The organism is Streptomyces sp. NPDC006711, assembly GCF_042869775.1.
GTDB lineage: Bacteria > Actinomycetota > Actinomycetes > Streptomycetales > Streptomycetaceae > Streptomyces.
The window spans coordinates 1-18,478 of record NZ_JBIAGO010000017.1 but is presented as its reverse complement, the minus strand read 5'-3'; the positions used below and the strand labels follow the sequence as shown (position 1 = coordinate 18,478).

17 protein-coding genes are annotated in these 18,478 nt (G+C 71.2%); 11 read left to right on the top strand and 6 right to left on the bottom strand.

Annotated elements, in window-relative coordinates; translation table 11 throughout:
* The first annotated feature begins 62 nt into the window (after window positions 1–62).
* Both ACFYM2_RS27415 and ACFYM2_RS27410 read left to right on the top strand, forming a co-directional pair.
* A complete protein-coding gene (locus ACFYM2_RS27415) occupies window positions 63–1,307 on the top strand; it encodes a nucleotide sugar dehydrogenase (RefSeq protein WP_359002317.1) in 1,245 nt (414 codons plus the stop codon).
* A gap of 114 nt (window positions 1,308–1,421) precedes the next feature.
* Window positions 1,422–1,937, top strand: a complete 516-nt coding sequence (locus tag ACFYM2_RS27410) for a hypothetical protein (protein WP_388460032.1) — start codon at window positions 1,422–1,424, stop codon at window positions 1,935–1,937.
* 93 nt (window positions 1,938–2,030) lie between these two features.
* On the opposite strand, the gene ACFYM2_RS27405 is transcribed toward ACFYM2_RS27410, so the two are convergent.
* The 4 genes from ACFYM2_RS27405 to ACFYM2_RS27390 all read right to left on the bottom strand — a co-directional run bounded on the left by ACFYM2_RS27405 (window position 2,031) and on the right by ACFYM2_RS27390 (window position 6,405).
* Window positions 2,031–3,155 (bottom strand): GuaB3 family IMP dehydrogenase-related protein, encoded by a 1,125-nt coding sequence (locus ACFYM2_RS27405; RefSeq protein WP_359002321.1) that lies wholly within the window; start codon window positions 3,153–3,155, stop codon window positions 2,031–2,033.
* A 107-nt stretch (window positions 3,156–3,262) separates the two neighbouring features.
* Complete coding sequence (gene guaB / locus ACFYM2_RS27400; RefSeq protein WP_350232192.1) at window positions 3,263–4,768, bottom strand: IMP dehydrogenase; 1,506 nt, start codon at window positions 4,766–4,768, stop codon at window positions 3,263–3,265.
* Between the two features lie 186 nt (window positions 4,769–4,954).
* Window positions 4,955–5,539, bottom strand: a complete 585-nt coding sequence (locus ACFYM2_RS27395) for a sigma-70 family RNA polymerase sigma factor (RefSeq protein WP_359002323.1) — start codon at window positions 5,537–5,539, stop codon at window positions 4,955–4,957.
* Window positions 5,540–5,793: 254 nt separating this feature from the next.
* Window positions 5,794–6,405: a response regulator transcription factor gene (locus ACFYM2_RS27390; RefSeq protein ID WP_003948568.1), complete on the bottom strand. Its 612-nt coding sequence runs from the start codon at window positions 6,403–6,405 to the stop codon at window positions 5,794–5,796.
* Between the two features lie 427 nt (window positions 6,406–6,832).
* Here ACFYM2_RS27390 and ACFYM2_RS27385 point away from each other — a divergent pair, with 427 nt between their 5' ends.
* A complete protein-coding gene (locus ACFYM2_RS27385) occupies window positions 6,833–7,162 on the top strand; it encodes a WhiB family transcriptional regulator (RefSeq protein ID WP_359002325.1) in 330 nt (109 codons plus the stop codon).
* A 122-nt stretch (window positions 7,163–7,284) separates the two neighbouring features.
* On the opposite strand, the gene ACFYM2_RS27380 is transcribed toward ACFYM2_RS27385, so the two are convergent.
* Window positions 7,285–8,178, bottom strand: coding sequence for a LysR family transcriptional regulator (locus ACFYM2_RS27380; protein WP_350232189.1), 894 nt, complete (start codon window positions 8,176–8,178; stop codon window positions 7,285–7,287).
* An 80-nt stretch (window positions 8,179–8,258) separates the two neighbouring features.
* Here ACFYM2_RS27380 and ACFYM2_RS27375 point away from each other — a divergent pair, with 80 nt between their 5' ends.
* Entirely contained in the window at window positions 8,259–8,927 is a 669-nt protein-coding gene (locus ACFYM2_RS27375; RefSeq protein WP_388839891.1) for an MOSC domain-containing protein, read from the top strand.
* A 175-nt stretch (window positions 8,928–9,102) separates the two neighbouring features.
* Complete coding sequence (locus tag ACFYM2_RS27370; protein WP_388839888.1) at window positions 9,103–9,876, top strand: SDR family NAD(P)-dependent oxidoreductase; 774 nt, start codon at window positions 9,103–9,105, stop codon at window positions 9,874–9,876.
* Window positions 9,877–10,083: 207 nt separating this feature from the next.
* Here the strand turns inward: ACFYM2_RS27370 and ACFYM2_RS27365 are convergent, their stop codons facing one another.
* Window positions 10,084–11,940: a DUF2264 domain-containing protein gene (locus tag ACFYM2_RS27365; RefSeq protein ID WP_388839886.1), complete on the bottom strand. Its 1,857-nt coding sequence runs from the start codon at window positions 11,938–11,940 to the stop codon at window positions 10,084–10,086.
* 218 nt (window positions 11,941–12,158) lie between these two features.
* On the opposite strand from ACFYM2_RS27365, the gene ACFYM2_RS27360 reads away from it, so the two are divergent.
* From ACFYM2_RS27360 to ACFYM2_RS27335, 6 genes are all read left to right on the top strand, one after another.
* Complete coding sequence (locus tag ACFYM2_RS27360) at window positions 12,159–13,355, top strand: substrate-binding domain-containing protein (protein WP_388839883.1); 1,197 nt, start codon at window positions 12,159–12,161, stop codon at window positions 13,353–13,355.
* Window positions 13,356–13,494: 139 nt separating this feature from the next.
* Complete coding sequence (locus ACFYM2_RS27355; RefSeq protein WP_388839879.1) at window positions 13,495–14,823, top strand: ABC transporter substrate-binding protein; 1,329 nt, start codon at window positions 13,495–13,497, stop codon at window positions 14,821–14,823.
* A gap of 4 nt (window positions 14,824–14,827) precedes the next feature.
* The gene (locus ACFYM2_RS27350) at window positions 14,828–15,751 is read left to right on the top strand and encodes a carbohydrate ABC transporter permease (protein ID WP_388839876.1); all 924 of its coding nucleotides are present in this window, start codon (window positions 14,828–14,830) and stop codon (window positions 15,749–15,751) included.
* Window positions 15,748–16,674, top strand: a complete 927-nt coding sequence (locus tag ACFYM2_RS27345) for a carbohydrate ABC transporter permease (protein ID WP_388839873.1) — start codon at window positions 15,748–15,750, stop codon at window positions 16,672–16,674. Before ACFYM2_RS27350 ends, ACFYM2_RS27345 begins: the two co-directional genes overlap by 4 nt.
* A gap of 58 nt (window positions 16,675–16,732) precedes the next feature.
* A complete protein-coding gene (locus ACFYM2_RS27340; RefSeq protein ID WP_388839870.1) occupies window positions 16,733–17,761 on the top strand; it encodes a hydroxyacid dehydrogenase in 1,029 nt (342 codons plus the stop codon).
* A 231-nt stretch (window positions 17,762–17,992) separates the two neighbouring features.
* Window positions 17,993–18,478 (top strand): helix-turn-helix domain-containing protein (locus ACFYM2_RS27335; RefSeq protein WP_388839867.1); only part of this gene is annotated, 486 nt, incomplete at its 3' end.

The window sequence follows — 18,478 nt, the reverse complement described above, 5'->3', positions numbered from 1 at the left end:
GCCCATTCTGTCCACAGGGCTTGCGCCCCATGTCCCCTCCGGTTAAGGGAAAGGACGGTCCCATGCCCGCAGACCTCGCCGTCATCGGACTCGGCCACTTGGGCCTGCCCCTCGCCCAAGCCGCCGTCGCCGCCGGCATCCAGACCGTCGGACACGACACCGATCCACGTGCCGTCGCGGAACTCAACGCGGGCCGCACCCCGCTCGACGGCTCGCTCACCCCGGCCGATCTGCGCCGCATGGTCGCGGGCGGCTTCCACACCACGAGCGATCCCGCCGAACTCGGCCGGGTCCGCACCGCCGTCATCTGCGCTCCCACCACCCTGGCCGCCGACCGCACCCTCGACCTCGGCGCGGTCGCCGACGCGGCCCGGGCGCTGGCCGGGCGGCTGCGCCCGCACACCACCGTCATCCTGGAGTCGGCCGGACACCCGGGCACCACCGGGGAGTTTCTGCGCCCGCTCCTCGAAGAGGGCTCGGGCCTTCGCGCCGGGCGCGACTTCCACCTCGCCTGCTCGCCGAGCCGCGTCGACCCCGGCAACCGCACCCACGGCTACGCCACCACGCCCAAGGTCATCGGCGGCCTCACCCCCGCGTGCACGGAATCGGCGGCCGCCTTCTACGGCCGCCTGACCGACAAGGTGGTCCGCGCCCGGGGCCTGCGCGAGGCGGAGATGTCCAAAGTGCTCGAAACCAACTTCCGCCACGTGAACATCGCCCTGGTCAACGAAATGGCCGTGCTCTGCCACGACATGGGTGTCGACCTCTGGGACGTCATCCGCTGCTCGGAGACCAAACCGTTCGGCTTCCAGGCGTTCCGCCCCGGCCCCGGCGTAGGCGGCCACGGCATCCCGCTCGACCCGGCCCCGCTGCCCTACGCGGGCCTGCGCATGGTCGGTCTGGCCCGCGAGATCAACGCGCACATGCCCGGATACGTCATCCAGCGCTCCACCACGCTCCTCAACGAGCACGGCAAGTCGGCGCGCGGCGCCCGCGTCCTGCTCCTGGGCGTGACCTACAAGCCGGACTTCGCCGACCAGGAGGGCTCCCCGGCCCAGGAGATCGCGGGGCGCCTGATGGACCTGGGCGCGCAGATCACGTACCACGACCCCCATGTGCCCGCCTGGCGCGTCCGTGACCAGCCGGTGCCGCGCGCGGACTCGCTGTACGAGGCCGCCGCCCACGCCGATCTGACCGTCCTGCTCCAGCACCACCGCACGTACGACCTCCAGGGCCTGGCGGTCAAGGCGCAGCTTCTCCTGGACACGCGCGGGGCCACCCCGGCGGGCGCCGCACACCGGCTGTGAGGCCGCCCTTACCAATTCCTTATGACCAACCGGCTACGGACTGCTACCCTTCGGGGCCGCTCAATCGCACAACCGTGCGCTTGTCCATGTGTGTTTTCCAGGGGGAACGCGAAGATGAGTCAGTCCTTTCCGCCACCGCAGCAGCAGCCCCAGCCGGGCCCGTTCGACCAGGCCCAGGCGCCGCAGGGCGGCTTCGGCTACCCGACGGCGCCGCCGGCCGCTCCGGTGCGGGACAACTTCGCGCTCGGCCTGATCACTGCGATCGTCGCGGCCGTCGTGACAGCCGGCGTCTACGGCGCGATCATCGGTGCCACCAAGCACGAGATCGGTTACGCGGCCGTGGCGGTCGGCTTCATCGTCGGCTTCGCCGCCGGCAAGGTGGGCGGCCGCAACCCCGCGCTGCCCGTCCTCGGCGCCGTACTGTCGCTGGTCGCCGTCTACGCCGGCCAGCTGCTCGGCGAGGCGATCATCGCCAGCAAGCAGCTCCCAGTGACGGTCTCCGAGATGTTCTTCGACCACTTCAGCCTCCTGAACGAGGCCTGGAAGACCGACGCCGACGCGATCACCTTCCTGTTCTTCGCGCTCGCCGCCGTGGCCTCCTTCTCGGGTGCCAAGAAGGCGTCCACCTGATCAGACGCACGGCATACGAAAGGACCCGGATCGATTGATCGATCCGGGTCCTTTCGTATGCGTCGCGGGCGGCCGACGCGCCGGTGTCCGGTGTCAGCGCTTGTGCTGCGCGTCCGCCACCGTGACCTCGACCCGCTGGAACTCCTTGAGCTCGCTGTAGCCGGTGGTCGCCATCGAGCGGCGCAGGGCGCCGAACAGGTTCATCGAACCGTCCGGGGTGTGCGAGGGACCGGTCAGGATCTCCTCGGTGGTGCCCACGATGCCCAGGTCCACGAGCTTGCCGCGCGGCACGTCCTCATGGACGGCCTCCATGCCCCAGTGGTGGCCATGGCCCGGCGCGTCAGTGGCGCGGGCCAGCGGGGAGCCCATCATCACGGCGTCGGCGCCGCAGGCGACTGCCTTGGGGATGTCGCCCGACCAGCCCACGCCGCCGTCCGCGATGACGTGGACGTAGCGGCCGCCGGACTCGTCCATGTAGTCGCGGCGGGCCGCGGCGACATCGGCGACGGCGGTGGCCATCGGGACCTGGATGCCCAGGACGTTGCGCGTGGTGTGCGCGGCGCCGCCGCCGAAGCCCACCAGGACACCGGCCGCGCCGGTGCGCATCAGGTGCAGCGCCGCCGTGTACGTGGCGCAGCCGCCGACGATGACCGGCACGTCCAGCTCGTAGATGAACTGCTTCAGGTTCAGCGGCTCGGCGGCGCCCGAGACGTGCTCGGCCGAGACGGTGGTGCCGCGGATGACGAAGATGTCCACCCCCGCGTCCACGACCGCCTTGGAGAACTGCGCGGTGCGCTGCGGGGAGAGCGCGGCGGCGGTGACGACACCGGAGTCGCGCACCTCCTTGATGCGCTGCCCGATCAGCTCTTCCTTGATGGGCGCCGCGTAGATCTCCTGGAGGCGCCGGCTCGCGGTCGCCTCGTCGAGACCCGCGATCTCGTCGAGCAGCGGCTGCGGGTCCTCGTACCGGGTCCACAGACCCTCGAGGTTCAGCACGCCGAGGCCGCCGAGCTCGCCGATGCGGATCGCCGTCCGCGGCGAGACCACGGAGTCCATGGGGGCGGCCAGGAAGGGCAGCTCGAACCTGTAGGCGTCGATCTGCCAGGCGATCGAGACCTCCTTCGGGTCCCGGGTGCGCCGGCTCGGGACGATGGCGATGTCGTCGAACGCGTACGCCCTGCGGCCGCGCTTGCCGCGCCCGATCTCGATCTCAGTCACGTTGTGTGGGCCTTTCCCTCTACGTCTGCATGCTCCAGTATCCCCGACACACGGGCGAGGGGCGGCCCCGGGAACTCCGGAACCGCCCCTGGGACGCTTTGCGGGCGTCAGCGCTTGTTGTAGTTCGGCGCCTCGACCGTCATCTGGATGTCGTGCGGGTGGCTCTCCTTGAGGCCCGCCGAGGTGATCCGGACGAACTTGCCGTTCGCCTGGAGCTCGGGAACGGTGCGGCCGCCGACGTAGAACATCGACTGGCGCAGACCGCCCACGAGCTGGTGGACGACGGCGGAGAGCGGGCCGCGGTAGGGCACCTGGCCCTCGATGCCCTCGGGGATCAGCTTGTCGTCGGTGGAGACGGTCTCCTGGAAGTACCGGTCCTTGGAGAACGAGCGCTGGTCGCCGCGGGACTGCATGGCCCCGAGCGAGCCCATGCCGCGGTAGGACTTGAACTGCTTGCCGTTGATGAAGAGCAGTTCGCCCGGCGACTCCTCGCAGCCCGCGAGCAGCGAGCCCAGCATCACCGTGTCGGCGCCCGCGACCAGGGCCTTGGCGATGTCGCCCGAGTACTGAAGGCCGCCGTCGCCGATGACCGGGACGCCTGCGGCCTTGGCGGCGAGCGAGGCTTCGTAGATCGCGGTGACCTGCGGGACGCCGATGCCGGCGACGACGCGGGTGGTGCAGATGGAGCCGGGGCCGACGCCGACCTTGATGCCGTCCACGCCCGAGTCGATGAGCGCCTGGGCGCCGTCGCGGGTGGCGATGTTGCCGCCGATGAGGTCGACGCCCGAGGAGTTCGACTTGATCTTGGCGACCATGTCGCCGACCAGGCGGGAGTGGCCGTGCGCGGTGTCCACGACGATGAAGTCGACGCCGGCGGCGATCAGGGCCTGAGCGCGCTCGTAGGCGTCGCCCGCGACACCGACGGCCGCGCCTACGAGCAGCCGGCCGTCCTTGTCCTTGGCGGCGTGGGGGTACTTCTCGGCCTTGACGAAGTCCTTGACCGTGATGAGGCCCTTGAGGATGCCGGCGTCGTCGACGAGCGGCAGCTTCTCGATCTTGTGGCGGCGCAGCAGCTCCATGGCGTCCACACCGGAGATGCCGACCTTGCCGGTGACCAGCGGCATCGGCGTCATGACCTCGCGCACCTGGCGGCCGCGGTCGGACTCGAAGGCCATGTCGCGGTTGGTGACGATGCCGAGCAGCTTGCCCGCCGAGTCGGTCACCGGGACGCCGCTGATGCGGAACTTGGCGCACAGCTCGTCGGCCTCGCGCAGCGTCGCGTCCGGGTGCACCGTGATCGGGTCGGTGACCATGCCGGACTCGGAGCGCTTGACCAGGTCGACCTGGTTGGCCTGGTCCTCGATGGAGAGGTTGCGGTGCAGCACGCCGGCGCCGCCCTGGCGGGCCATGGCGATGGCCATGCGCGCCTCGGTGACCTTGTCCATCGCGGCCGAGAGCAGCGGGACGTTCACCTTGACGTTCTTCGAGAGGTACGAAGAGGTGTCGATCTGGTCGGGCGCCATGTCGGACGCGCCCGGCAGCAGCAGCACGTCGTCGTATGTCAGCCCGAGCGTCGCGAATTTCTCGGGCACTCCGTCGACGTTTGCAGTCATGACACCTTCCCCAATGGCCTTGATCGGTGCGGATGTCCATGCTAACGGGCTGTGCGGGTGTCTCATTCCACGAGCAAGATCATCAGGATTCTTTGTACGTTCACACGTGAGCGCGAGGGGTTGGCATCCCTGTCGCCCGCCTATCGGTGCGCGTTCCTCGGCAACGGGCCGCTCAGGGCGTGCGGCCTACTGCTCGGCGAGCGCGCGCAATCTGCTCAGGGCGCGGTGCTGGGCGACCCGGACCGCGCCCGGCGACATGCCCAGCATCTGACCGGTCTCCTCGGCGGTCAGGCCGACGGCGACCCGCAGCACCAATAGTTCGCGCTGGTTCTCCGGCAGGTTGGCGAGGAGCTTCTTGGCCCAGGCGGCGTCGCTGCTGAGCAGCGCGCGCTCCTCGGGCCCGAGCGAGTCGTCGGGCCGCTCCGGCATCTCGTCGGAGGGCACGGCCGTCGACCCGGGGTGGCGCATCGCCGCCCGCTGGAGGTCGGCGACCTTGTGCGAGGCGATGGCGAAGACGAAGGCCTCGAAGGGGCGTCCGGTGTCGCGGTAGCGCGGCAGCGCCATCAGGACGGCGACGCAGACCTCCTGGGCCAGGTCCTCGACGAAGTGGCGAGCGTCACCCGGCAGCCGGCTCAGCCGGGAGCGGCAGTAGCGCAGCGCGAGCGGATGCACATGCGCGAGCAGATCGTGCGTGGCCTGCTCGTCGCCGTCGACAGCGCGGTGCACCAGGGCACCGACGGCCCCTTGCGCCGTAACCTCGTCGTCGCGCATCGGTCCATGGTGCCCCGGCGTCTTCCCGCCCGCGGCACCGCGTCCGTAGTTGTGCACCGAAGCGTTATGAGCGGGTGCGCCGGAACTCATCCCCTGCACCCCCCTCCCGCTCGACCGACCTGTCCCCGAGGAACTCCACACGTACAAGGATGCGGCATCGCGGCGGAAGCAACACCTACTGCTGCCGTTCGCGGGAGGGCCGGGCCCGCCCACCCGGTGGTGGACGGGGCTCCGACCAGCTGTCATACCTGTCGTCAGCGCACCAGACCCCAGCGGAAACCGAGCGCGACGGCGTGCGCGCGGTCCGAGGCGCCGAGCTTCTTGAACAACCGCCGGGCGTGCGTCTTGACCGTGTCCTCGGAGAGGAACAGCTCACGGCCGATCTCGGCGTTGGAGCGGCCGTGGCTCATGCCTTCGAGCACCTGGATCTCGCGCGCGGTGAGCGTGGGCGCCGCGCCCATCTCGGCCGAGCGCAGCCTGCGCGGGGCGAGCCGCCAGGTCGGGTCGGCGAGCGCTTGAGTGACGGTCGCCCGCAGCTCGGCGCGCGAGGCGTCCTTGTGCAGATATCCGCGGGCCCCGGCGGCGACCGCGAGCGCGACCCCGTCCAGGTCCTCGGCGACCGTGAGCATGATGATCCGGGCGCCCGGATCCGCGGACAGCAGCCGACGGACGGTCTCCACGCCGCCCAGTCCGGGCATGCGTACGTCCATCAGAATCAGGTCCGAGCGGTCGGCACCCCAGCGGCGGAGGACTTCCTCGCCGTTGGCCGCCGTCGTCACACGCTCGACGCCGGGCACGGTCGCAACCGCGCGGCGGAGCGCCTCGCGGGCAAGCGGGGAGTCGTCGCAGACGAGGACTGATGTCATGGCCGCCCTCCGCAGCTGATGCGCGTCACCTTGAGCCTCCAGGCTGGGTACATGTGTCACCTGAGCGATTGACGCTCTCGGACACTTGCCCGAGCGCTTGTTCTTTCAATCGCCTCCGCACTCTCAACGACGGTCACTCGAAAGAGTTACGGGTCCGGCGGGCACGTTCGGCACTCTACGTGAGGAAGCGTGCACACAGGAGAGTGTGGCACGCCATCCGCCCAGCTTTTGACCCTATGCCCCATTTAGCGGCTTTTCTTCCCTTTTGCTGGTGTCTGTGGCTAGATTCCCAATGAGTCATATTTACATCTACTTACACAGGAGATGTACCTTCGTCGGTACGTACGTTTCGGATGAGCCCCCGCGCGCACCCGTCCCGTACCGGCCCGCCCATCCGCCTCAGCACGGTTTCAAGGGGACAAGAGCAATGGCAGATTTCTCCCGCCTTCCCGGACCCAACGCCGATCTGTGGGACTGGCAGCTCCTCGCGGCCTGCCGTGGAGTCGACAGCTCGCTCTTCTTCCACCCCGAGGGCGAGCGCGGCGCGGCGCGGAGCGCGCGCGAGAGTTCGGCGAAAGAGGTGTGCATGCGCTGCCCGGTGCGCGCCCAGTGCGCGGCCCACGCCCTTGCGGTGCGCGAGCCCTACGGGGTCTGGGGCGGGCTCACCGAGGACGAGCGCGAAGAGCTCATGGGCAGGGCGCGCAACCGCCTGGTGTCGGCGGCGGCGCCCATCGGCGGCGGCATGGAGGCCCCCTGACGGCCCCCGCGGCCGATCCGATCAGAAGAAACGTTCCTGCGCCGTTTGGCGCAGCCGCGTCGGCAAAGCGGCGCCCCCAGGGCGACGCCATAAGGGCGCGCCCGGCACAGCTGTCGTGGCGCCTAGCCGCGCGCGGCGGCTCCGGTCAGCTCGTCGAGGGTGGCCGCGACGGCCGGGACCTGGGCGAGGTCCGGCAGGGTCAGCGCGACGATCTCCCGCTCGACGGCGGGCTCCACGCTGACGGTGCGCGCGCCCCTGGGGCGTACCGACGCGATGGCGAGCTCGGGCATCACCGCGACGCCCAGCCCGGCGCCCACGAGTCCGATGACCGCCGGGTAGTCGTCGGTCGCGAAGTCGATCCTCGGGGTGAACCCGGACTCCTCGCAGACCTCCACCAGCTGGCGGCGGCAGCGCGGGCAGCCCGCGATCCAGGACTCCTCCGCCAGGTCCCTGATGGCCACGGATCCGGCGCCGGCCAACGGATGCCCCTCGGGGATCAGTCCGACCAAACGGTCGACGAGCAGCGGGCGCACCACCAGATCGTCCCACTCCGTGGCATTGGAGCCGTAGCGGAAGGCGAGCGCGATGTCGCAGTCGCCGTCGCGCAGCATCTCCACCGAACGCGGCGGCTCGGCCTCCACCAGGGAGACCCGGGTGCCCGGGTGGGCGGCGCGCAGGGCCGCGAGCGCGGTCGGCACGAGCGTGGAGGAGCCACTGGGGAAGGAGACCAGGCGCACCCGGCCGGCCCGCAGGCCCGCGATGGCGGCGACCTCCTCCTCGGCGGCGGTCAGGCCGGCCAGGATGCCCGAGGCGTGCCGGACCAGGACCTCGCCGGCCTCGGTCAGGCGCATCTCGCGGCCGGTCCGGATGAGCAGCGGGGTGCAGGCGGACGCTTCGAGTGCCTTCATCTGCTGACTGACGGCGGGCTGGGTGCAGCCGAGTTCCCTGGCGGCCGCCGAGAAGGAACCGGTGGTGGCGACAGCGCGCAGAACGCGGAGATGACGAGCCTCGATCATGGTTCAAGCATAAGCGAATCTTGGGGCGGGCAGAGAAATCAGGGAAGCGTCTTTGAGATCGTTTCGGTTAGCGTTCGCTCATGGAGCTTCTTTCTGTGAATGTCGGCCGCGCCAAGGTCGTCCCCTATACCGATGCCAAGGGTGGGCTTACCGGCGTGGACAAGCGCCCCGTGTCCACGCCCGTCCGGGTGTTCGCGCCGGGCCCCAGGGGGGTGGGCGCCAGCGGTGTCGAGGGGGACGACGTCTGCGACCTGCGCCACCACGGCGGCGACCACCAGGCCGTCTACGCCTACGCCCGTGAGGACCTGGACGCCTGGGAGAAGGAGCTCGGCCGCGCCCTGCCCAACGGCTCGTTCGGCGAGAACCTCACCACGTACGGGACCGACGTGAACGACGCCCGGATCGGCGAGCGCTGGCGGATAGGCCGGGACGTGGTCCTGGAGGTCGCGTGCGGACGCATCCCCTGCCGTACGTTCGCCGGCTGGCTCGAACAGACGGGCTGGGTCCGGCGCTTCACGCAGGCGGCGGTCCCGGGAGCGTTCTTCCGGGTGATCGAACCGGGGACGATCCGGGCGGGTGATCCGGTCGAGGTGATCGAACGACCGGATCACGAAGTTTCGGTCGCCCTCTGGTTCCGGGCGTTCACGACCGAGCGGACGTTGCTGCCCCGCGTCCTGGCGGCGGGCGACGCCCTGGATCCCGAGGCGTACGACACCGCGGGGAAGTACCTGGCGCAACACGGTTCGTAGGGCCCGGGGCGCGATGGTCGCGAGGGCCGGCGGCGCTGCCGGCCGCCGGCGGCCAGGGTGGCCCGGGGGCGCCGGTGAACCGCCGCTATTGGGGCGGTTCATGGCGGTCACCGCCGGTTCGGCGGCCCGGCGGGGGCGGTCAACGGGCACCGGGCCGGGGCACTAACGTGCGCCTATGACGACTGCACTGATTACGGGAGCGACGGCGGGCATCGGCGCCGCGTTCGCGCGCCGCCTCGCGGCCGACGGGCACGATCTGGTGCTGGTGGCCCGGGACGGCAAGCGATTGAGCGAGCAGGCCACCGAGCTGCACGACCGGCACGGTGTCGAGGCCGAGGTACTGACCGCCGACCTGTCCACGGAGGGCGGGATCACCGCGGTCGAGTCCCGCCTCTCCCAGCCCAAACGGCCGGTCGATCTCCTGGTCAACAACGCCGGGTTCGGCAACAAGGGCAGCTATCTCGACGTGTCCGTCGCGGACGAGCTGACCATGGTGAAGGTGCACATCGAGGCGGTCCTGCGGCTGACGTCGGCCGCGGCCGCCGCCATGCGCGAGCGGGGGCGCGGCGGAGTCGTCAACGTGGCCTCCGTCGCCGCTTTCGTGCCGCGCGGCACCTATGGCGCGTCCAAGGCGTGGGTGGTGCAGTTCACGCAGGGCGCGGCCCGCGATCTCGCCGGGTCCGGGGTGCGGCTGATGGCCCTGTGCCCCGGGTTCGTGCGCACCGAGTTCCACCAGCGGGCCGGCATGGGCACCGACAACATCCCGGGCTGGATGTGGCTGGACGCCGACAAGCTGGTGGCCACCGCCCTGACCGACCTCGCGCGCGGCAAGTCCCTCTCGATCCCCGACCCGCGCTACAAGGCGCTGATGGGCGCGGTGAAGCTGGCGCCGCGCGGTCTGCTCGGCGGGCTCACCTCCAGGACGGGCCGCAAGTACGGTCCCCAGTAAGCCCCTTGGGCCCGCTTCCGGGCGGCCGCGCGAGCGAGCGCCGTCCGGAAGTCGGTCGTCCGGAAGCCGGTCGTCCGGAAGCCGGTCGTCCGGGTGGCCGTCGCCCGCCCGGACGGCATCCAGGCGCGTCGCGTCCGAGCCATGGACGCGTGGCGCCCGAACCGTGGACGTACGCCGCCCGCACCCTGGTCACGTCGTGACGCCCCTTTACTCGTCCTCCGCGCGGACCGTCGCCGCAGCGGGGTCGAACACGAGCCGGCGGACCGTGGCGTCCCGCCAGGTCACGCGGACGGTGAGGCCGGTGATCTCGACGTCGGCGAGGGCGTGGACGGGGAGCGGGTCCGGCTCCGCCGTCAAGGAGGCCAGTGCGACGAAGAGGGACGGCCCGGCTCCGGTCGTCCCGTGCAGCGCCCCGACGTCCGATCCGGCGCCGAACAGGGTTGATCCGCCCGCCAGTTGGCAGGCCTCGCCCGCGTAGCCGTGCACGGGGTGCAGTTGCGCGGTGCGGCCCGGGGTGACGGCCCAGCCGGTCTGGCGCACGGGGGTGCCGGGCATGGCGCCGACCACCAGGTGGGCGCGGACTTCGGCGCGGCCGTGCGCCAGGGTGGCCGAGACGATCCGCACGCCCGGCGGCCCGGGCTCCGGCGTGGCCAGTGACGCCGCCCAGCCGGGGCCGCCTCCGAGCGGTACGGCGGGTCCCCGGGTCGTGGACGCGCCCCGCGCCAGGAGTCCGAAGTGGTTGTCGGGCACACCGTCCGATGTGGGCCCCGTGCCGGTCGAGTAGGCGAACCGCGCGTACCAGGGGTCGTCGGCGCCGCCCTCCAGCTGGTTGTTGCTGCCGTGGTTGTGCAGGCGGACCAGGCCGTCCGCGGCGGTCGACTGGATCAGCAGCCCCGGCGGCCCGAGGGTGAGGGTGGCGTCGCCGGTCTCGGCGGGCAGCGGCTCCTCGACCGCCGTCCAGGCCGGGTGTTCGGGCGGCAGGAGGAGCCCGAGGTAGCCCTTGGCCGCCCAGTACGGGGACGCGGGGCCCGAGTAGTTCTGGATCGCCGGGGGGTGGGGGCCGTGCCAGCCCAGGGTGAGCAACCCGGCGGCGTCGGTGGCGCCGGTGCCATCGGGCCGGTCGAGGAAGTACTTAAGGGTGCCCGACGCCAGGCGGCGGGTGGCTCCCGGCGTGAGCGGGGTGTGGCCGGTGAGCGTGCCGAGCCAGGGCGCGGCCGCCGCGGCGAAGCGGTAGGTCAGGGAGCGCCCGTACGGCATCGGAGCGCCGTCCGCGCCGAACAGGCCGCTGTGGGCCTCCAGTTGGGCGCGCAGCCGGGGTCCGTAGCGGGCCAGGAGTTCCTGGTCGTCACCCAAATGAGCGTGCAGGACGGGATAGAAGTGCAGGGCCCAGGCGTTGTAGTGGTCGAAGGAGCGGTTGGGTCCGTCGCTGTACCAGCCGTCGCCGAGGTACCACTGGTCGACGCGTTCCAGGGCGCGTTCGATGGTGGCCGCGGCGCGGTCGGTCTCGATGCCGGCGTCCAGGAGGAATCCGGCGACGGTCAGGCCGAACAGCCACCAGTTGTTGTCGACCGGGGAGGGGCCGAGGGCGGGCAGCAGCCAGTCGACGGCGCGCTGGCGGGTGCGGTCGTCGAGCACGTCCCACAGCCAGGGGCGGGTGAGGCGCAGGCCGAGCGCGATGGAGGCGGACTCGACGAGGGCTTGGCGGACTTCGGCGAGCGACGGCCAAGCGTCGGGAGACGCGGGCACCAACTCACCGCTGGGAAGCGGAGGTTGGGTGCCGTTTACTAGGCCGTCGGCATAGCGTTCCAGGTGGCCGTGCGGATCCTCGCCCCGGGCGCCGGCCACCCGGAGCGCGGCCAGCAGCCAGGTGCGGGCATAGCCTTCGAGGCCGTCCGAGTGCGGCCCGGACCAACTGGGGCGCGCTCCGGGCAGCTGGATGAGCCCGTGCCCGGGCGTGGCGTAGGGCCGTACGGCCAGCAGGAGCCGGTCCGCCGACCGCTCCCAGTGCTCGCGGGTCCAGCCGGTGTACGGGCTGAGCTCACGGTTCTCGGACGCGACGGGCATGGTGCGATGCTCCCTCGGGGCGGGGCGGGGCGGGGCAGGGCGGGCCTGAGCGAATGGCGGCGTCGGTGTCGGCGGGGCCGCGCGAAATATCCGGGAACGTAAGACCCGGTTTGATCGAACGTCAATGGATCAGACCGAATGATCGAAATTGACGTCGTTCGATCACGATGTCACGTCGGGGCCCGCCGGGCCGCCAACACCGCGAAGGGGATGCCGCCGTGCGGGAAAGCGCCGCTGAACGTCATGACCGACTGCTCGACCTGGTGCGCGGGCGCGGCTCGGCCCGGGTGTCGGAGCTGGCCGCCCAGTTGGGGGTCTCACCGGTGACGGTGCGCCGGGACGTGGAATCCCTGGCCACCGAGGGGCGCCTGGACCGGGTGCACGGTTCGGTCTCGTGGCCGGGCGGCGGGACCACCGCGCCGGGGCCCGCCGGGGCTCTGGCCGCGCCGCGTCCCGGGGTGAAACCCGGGACGCACCCCGGGCCGGGGCCCACCGGGGACACTGCCGCCGACGGCCGCGAGCTCGTCATCGGCATGCTGGCGCCGCACGCCACGTACTACTTCGCCGAGGTCATCCGGGGTGCGCACGAGGCGGCCGCGGCGGCCGGGGCGCGCCTGATCCTGCGGATCTCGGACTACCGGCCGCAGGAGGACGCGGGCCTGGCGGCGGGGCTGCTCACGGCCGGGGCCGACGGCCTGCTGATCGCGCCGGGCTGGAAGGAGCCGGACGACCCGGTCGAGCACGGCGCCTGGATCGCCGGGTTGCCCGTGCCCACCGTGCTCCTGGAGCGGCGCGGGGTGCCGGGCCGCGAGCTGGACGACCTGGACCGGGTCTGCTCCGACCACGGCCACGGCGTCCTCCTCGCGGTGCGTCACCTGCTGGGACTCGGGCACAGAACACCCGTGCTGGTGGCGCGGTCCGACAGCCCGACGGCGATCGCGGTGCGCGCCGGTTACCGGCACGCGCTGGACGCGCTGGGCCTCAAGTCGCCGCTGCCGGTGATCGATTCGATCCCGGTGGAGGCGGACGCCGACGGGTTCGAGGGGGCCGTGCGGGCGCTGCGTGACGCGGTCGTGGAGGGGCGGGCCACGGCGGCGCTCGTGCACAACGACGTGGACGCCATCCGGATCGTGCAGCGCCTGGCCGAGCTGGGCGTGCGGGTGCCGGACGACCTGGCGCTCGTGGCGTACGACGACGAGGTGGCGGCGCTCGCGGACACGCCGCTGACCGCCGTCGCCCCGCCCAAGCACGAGGTCGGGCGGTACGCGGCGGACCTGCTGGTCGAGCGTCTGCGTGCGGCGGCGAACGGTCACGGCGACGGCGAACAGACACCACGGCGCCATGTCGATCTGCTGCCGAGGCTGCGGGTGCGGGCGTCGTGCGGGGCGCCCGCCGAGACCACGCGGCAGCCATGAGCGTTCGCTCCTCACACGCGAGCGTTCACTCGTTCTCTGATCTTTTTTCGATCAATCGAACTTTCGCTCTTGACTTCGGTCGGTGCTGGGCCAAGGATCGCGGCCATCGCCTCGTCCCCTCACGTTCAGGAGCCGTCCCGTGAGCCGCAGTTGGACCAGATCGACCTTTGCCCTCGTCGGCACCGCAACCGTTCTGGCCGTGCTCACGGCCTGCGGCGGCGAGGACGGCAGCACGAGCGACGCGGGCAAGGGCACCGCCGGCAAACCCGTCACCGTCACCTTCTGGGCCTGGCAGAAGGGGTCCAAGGACGTGGTGGACGCCTTCAACGCCTCCCACAAGAACATCCAGGTGAAGTTCGAGGAGATCCCCTCCGGCAACGCCGGCGGCTACGCCAAGATCTCCAACGCGGTGAAGGCCGGCAACGCGCCCGACCTCGTGACCGTCGAGTATCCGATGCTGCCCGAGTTCGTCAGCCAGGGCTCGTTCCAGGACATCAGCCAGTACGTGAGCGCCGACGTGAAGAAGCAGTTCCTGCCGCAGGCGATCCAGCAGACCACGCTCGGCGGCAAGAACTGGGCGATCCCCTTCGACGCGGCGCCCCAGGCGTACTTCTACCGCAAGGACTTCTTCGAGCAGCACCACATCCAAGTCCCGCAGACCTGGGCCGAGTTCAAGGCGGCCGCCCAGAAGGCCAAGGAGGCCGACCCGAAGGCGCGTATCGGTACGTTCTTCCCCGACGACCCGACCACCTTCGAGGCGATGGTCTGGCAGGCGGGCGCCCAGTGGTTCAAGGCCGACGGCGACACCTGGAAGCTCAACACCGCCGACGCCGCCACCCAGCGGGTCGCCGACTACTGGCAGGGCCTGCTCGACGACAAGCTCGTGCAGAACGCGGTCTCCTTCAGTCCCGAGTGGACCGCCTCGCTCAAGGACGGCTCCACCGTCGGCTACCTCGGCGCGTCGTGGGGCGCGGGCGTGCTCAGCGGCACGGTGCCGGACCAGAGCGGCAAGTGGGCGGTGGCCCCCGTGCCCACCTGGGACGGCAAGCCCGCCAGTGGCATGCTCGGCGGCTCCACCTGGGCGGTGACCAAGGGCAGCACCAAGACCCGGGCAGCGCTCGAATTCGCCACGTGGATGTCGACCACGGATGCGGGCGTCGACGCCCGCATCAAGTCCGGTACGTCGAGCGCCTTCCCGGCCGACATCGCGCTGCGCCCGGCCGCGCAGAAGGCGTTCGACGCGACGTTCTACCACGGGCAGGACGTCTACCGGCTCTTCGACGCGGCGGGCGGCTCGATCAACGCCAACTGGGGCTGGGGCCCGAGCATGGGCACCACCAACACCACGCTCAAGGACCAGCTGGGCAAGGTCGCCGGCGGCTCGGTGAAGATCACGGACGCGATCAGGGCCGCCCACGACGCCACGGTGACGGAACTCAAGAAGCGCGGCCTGAAGGTGGAGGGCTGACGGCGTGCGGCAGACCGGCGCACCCGGGCGGACCGGCGCACGCGGGCGGACCGGGCGGGCCGCAGGGGTGCTGCTCACCCCGTTCTTCGTCCTGTTCACCGCCGTGACCGTCGTGCCGGTCGGGTACGCGCTCTGGCTGAGCCTGTTCACCGAGAAGCAGTCGGGGCTGGGATTCGGCGGCGCCACCTCCGTGTTCAGCGGCCTCGACAACTACGCGGCCGCCCTGGGCGACCGGGCCTTCCGCGAGGGCTTCCTGGTGCTGGCCGGTTACTGCGTGGTCTACATCCCGCTGATGGTCGCCGCCGCCCTCGCGCTCGCGCTGCTGCTCGACTCGGCGCTCGCCCGTGCCCGCCGCTTCTTCCAGCTGGCCCTGTTCCTGCCGCACGCTGTGCCCGGCATCATCGCCGCGCTGATCTGGGTCTACCTCTACACCCCCGGCCTGAGTCCCGTCGTGCGGGCCATGCGCTCCGGTGGCGCGGGCTTCGACTTCTTCTCCTCCAGCGGCACGCTCCCCTCCGTCGTCAACATCGCGCTGTGGGAATGGCTCGGCTACAACATGGTGATCTTCTACGCCGCCCTCCAGGCCATCGACCGCTCCGTCCTGGAGGCAGCCACCATGGACGGCGCGGGCGAGTGGCGCACCGCGCTCGGCATCAAACTCCCGCTGATCCGGGCTTCGTTGACGATGGTCGCGCTCTTCACCGTCATCGGTTCGCTCCAGCTCTTCACCGAGCCGCTGATCCTCAACCAGGGCGGCAGCTCCACGGTCACCTCCACCTGGACGCCCACCCTGTACGCCTACACCGCCGCGTTCAGCCGCAACGACTACGGCCTCGCCGCCGCGTCCGCCGTCCTGCTCGCCCTCGCCTCCGCCCTGCTCTCCTTCGTCGTCACCCGCCTCACCCACCGCAAGGGGGCCACGGCATGACCTCCCCGACCGCCACCGCGCCCCAGTCCGCCACGCGTCCCGACGCCGCCGCACCACCACCACGTACCGGGACGCCGGGCAGGCCGTCGAACCGCTGGCTGTCCAGGGCCGCGGTCAACGGCGCGCTCGGTCTTTCCGTCCTCTACACACTCTTCCCGCTGGTGTGGCTGGTCACGGCCGCCACCAAGAACACCGGCGGCCTGCTCTCCGGCGAGACCTTCTCCTTCAGGGGCTTCGACCTCGGCCACAACCTCTCGCAGCTCGCCTCGTACAACGACGGCGTCTACTTCCGCTGGTACCTCAACTCCCTTCTGTACGCGGGCGGTGGCGCGGCGATCTGCGCCCTCGTCTGTGTCGCCGCAGGGTACGCCTTCGACAAGTACGCCTTCCGCGGCAAGGAGAAGCTGTTCGGGGTCGTCCTGCTCGGGGTGCTCGTGCCGACCACCGCGCTCGCGCTGCCCATGTACCTCCTGGCCAGCGAGGTCGGCCTGGTCAACACGTACTGGTCGGTCCTGATACCCGTTCTGGTCAATCCCTTCGGGGTCTATCTGTCGCGCGTCTTCAGCGCGAGCTACATCCCCGATGAGGCTCTTGAGGCCGCCCGTATCGACGGCGCCGGCGAGCTGCGCACCTTCTGGTCGATCGGTCTGCGCATGGTGATGCCGGGCTTCGCGACCGTCTTCCTCTTCCAGTTCACCGCGATCTGGAACAACTTCTTCCTCCCCCTGGTCATGCTCAGCGACCAGAAGCTCTTCCCGCTGAGCCTCGGTCTGTACGCCTGGAACAGCGACACCCACGCCGAGCCGAGCTACTACCCTCTCGTCGTCACCGGCTCCCTCCTCGCCGTGATCCCCCTGATCGTCGCCTTCGTCTCCCTCCAGCGGCACTGGAAGGCCGGGCTCACCGCCGGCAGCCTCAAATGACCGGCCACGCCACCCCGTCCGCCCCGGCCAGCGCCTCGTGAGGAGCCCGAGTTCCACCATGCACCAGACCACTGACAACCGGCCCGCCCTGCTGCTCGCGATGGGCCCCGGCATCGCGGACCGTCTCCTCACCGAGCGCCACCGTGCCCGGCTCGCCGCCCTCACCCGTACCGACCCGTACCTGGTCGCCCACGACCTCACCCCGCCCACCGGACCCGTCGCCGAAGCCCTCGCCGAGGCCCAGGTCCTGCTCACCTGCTGGGGCGCTCCCCCGCTGACCGAGGACGTCCTGGCCGCCGCCCCCGAGCTGCGCGCGGTCGTCCACGCGGCGGGGTCGGTCAAGCACCATGTCACCGACGCCTGCTGGCAGCGCGGCATCGCGGTGACCTCGGCGGCGGCGGCCAACGCCCTGCCGGTCGCCGAGTACACGCTGGCCGCGATCCTCTTCGCGGGCAAGGAGGTGCTGCGCTCCGCCCAGCGCTACACGGAGCTGCGGACCACGCCCGCCTGGCTGAACGAGACGGAGCACACCGGCAACTACCGGCGCACGGTGGGCCTGATCGGCGCTTCGCGCATCGGACGGCGCGTGATCGAGCTTCTGCGCCCCTTCGATTTCGAGGTTCTTCTCCACGACCCGTACGTGAGCGGAACCGAAGCGGGTGCGCTGGGCGTTGAGCAGGTGTCACTCGACGACCTGTGCGCCCGCAGCAGCGTCGTGTCCGTCCACGCGCCCCAGCTCCCCGAGACCCACCGCATGATCGACGCCCGCCGGCTCGCCCTGATGCCGGCGGGTGCCACGCTGATCAACACCGCGCGCGGCTCCCTGGTGGACGAACAGGCCCTGCTCGCCGAGCTCCTGTCGGGCCGCCTGCATGCGACCTTGGACGTGACCGACCCCGAACTGCCGCCCCGCGAAAGCCCGTTGTACGACCTGCCGAACGTGCTGCTGACCCCGCACATCGCCGGCTCGCTGGGCAACGAGCTGTACCGCATGGCGGATCACGCCCTGGCCGAACTGGAGCGCTTCACCTCCGGCCTGCCCTTCGCGGACCCGGTGCACCCGATGACGCTCTGGCGCTCGGCGTAGCCGGGCCGGGCGCCCAGCCCGTGTGTCCACGTGCACGCGCCACGCGCCCCCGTGCCCACGTGCCCCCGATGCCAATGCCGAAGGCCCGGCACCCCCCGAAGGGGACTTGGGTTCTAACGGTCCTCGCAACACCCGCGATCTGTGGGAGTTGCGAGGACCGTGGCCGTTGGACGCGATGATCTTGCGGGGCTGAGGGAGCGTTTCCTTGCGCGGCTGGATGCCGTGGGGAACGTGACCGTGGTGGCGCGTGAGCTGGGGGTGAACCGGAACACCGCGTTCGGCTGGGCCCGGAAGGCCGGACGGACCTCGGTGCGCCTGCCGCGGCGGCACCCCGGGCGCGACGAGTACGAGCGATTGCGTGCGGCGGGCACCTCGCAGTCTGAGGCCGCTCGGCGCGTGGGGGTGAACGAGCGCACGGCCAGGGACTGGGACCAGGGCGTCAAGAAGACGCGCACCACCCGGAGCTATCCCGACGGGCGCCGTGTCGACTACGCGGCGGGAGCCGCCACGATGTGCAGTGTGAGCACGGCATCGGCGCCTTTGGCGACCCTGGACAAGCAACTGCATCCCCGGTTCTTGACTCTGGCCGAGCGCGAGAAGATCCGCGATCTGCGCGCGGCCTGCCACTCGCTTCGGGCGATCGGACGCGTCCTGGGCCGGCCGGCGAGCACGGTCAAGCGGGAGATCGACGCGAACTCCGGCGCCGAGGGCTACCGC